Source organism: Oleiphilus sp. HI0125 (genome assembly GCF_001635355.1).
This window is the reverse complement of sequence record NZ_LWGF01001110.1, coordinates 1-1,037: the sequence shown is the minus strand read 5'-3', so window position 1 is coordinate 1,037 and position 1,037 is coordinate 1. Positions and strand designations below refer to the sequence as shown.

The 1,037-nt window shown below is 45.4% G+C and carries 2 protein-coding genes; both read left to right on the top strand.

What is annotated here, in order from left to right:
• On the top strand, positions 1–670 hold a 670-nt coding region (locus tag A3762_RS19120; RefSeq protein WP_156493596.1), incomplete at its 5' end, for an Hsp70 family protein.
• A gap of 132 nt (positions 671–802) precedes the next feature.
• A partial coding sequence (locus tag A3762_RS19115) for a DnaJ domain-containing protein (RefSeq protein WP_156493595.1) occupies positions 803–1,037 on the top strand: 235 nt, incomplete at its 3' end.

Genomic DNA, 1,037 nt, shown 5'->3' with positions numbered 1-1,037 from the left:
GTCGCAAGTGTTCTCAACAGCAGAAGATAATCAGTCGGCAGTAACGATTCACGTTGTTCAGGGTGAGCGTAAGCAAGCTGCTCAGAACAAATCGCTTGGTCGTTTTGATTTGGCGGATATTCCACCAGCAGCACGTGGCATGCCTCAAATTGAAGTAACTTTCGATATTGATGCAAACGGTATTTTGAATGTGTCTGCGAAAGATAAAGCGACAGGAAAAGAGCAGTCTATCGTGATCAAAGCGTCTTCTGGTCTTTCTGATGATGAGATCGAGAACATGGTTAACGATGCTGAAGCGAATGCTGAAGCGGATCGCAAGTTCGAAGAGCTTGTGACAGCGCGTAACCAAGGTGATCAAATGGTTCATGCAACCAAGAAAACTTTGGAAGAAGCTGGCGATAAGGCGACTGCAGAAGAGAAAACTGCAATTGAAGCAGCGATTGCTGATCTTGAAGAAGCACTGAAAGGTGATGACAAAGACGTGATCGAAGCGAAGACTCAAGCGTTAACTGAAGCGTCATCAGGCCTTGCTCAAAAGCTTTATGCTGAGCAAGCGGCTCAAGCAGAAGGTGCAGCGGCGGGTCCAGAGGCAGAAGCGAAAGCGCAATCAAATGCTGGCGACGATGTAGTTGATGCTGAGTTTGAAGAAGTAAAAGACGACAAAAAGTAAGTTTGCTTTTTGAATAGCGAGTGTTTTAGATGCTCGCTCTTTATAACGCGGGAGCTAGTTCTTCCGCGTTATCGTATCTAGGCTTCTCAGATTTTATTTGAGGAGTAATGTCGATAAGACAGGTAATAAGTAATGTCTAAAAGAGATTTCTACGAAGTTTTAGGTGTCGACAAATCTGCTGACGCCAAAGAAATTAAAAAAGCGTATCGTCGTTTGGCGATGAAGTATCACCCAGACCGAAATCCGGATGATGCAGAAGCAGAGGTACAGTTTAAAGAAGCGACTGAGGCCTACGAGGTTCTGTCTGACGATCAGAAGAAAGCCGCGTATGACCAATATGGTCACGCTGGTGTAGATCCGAACGCTG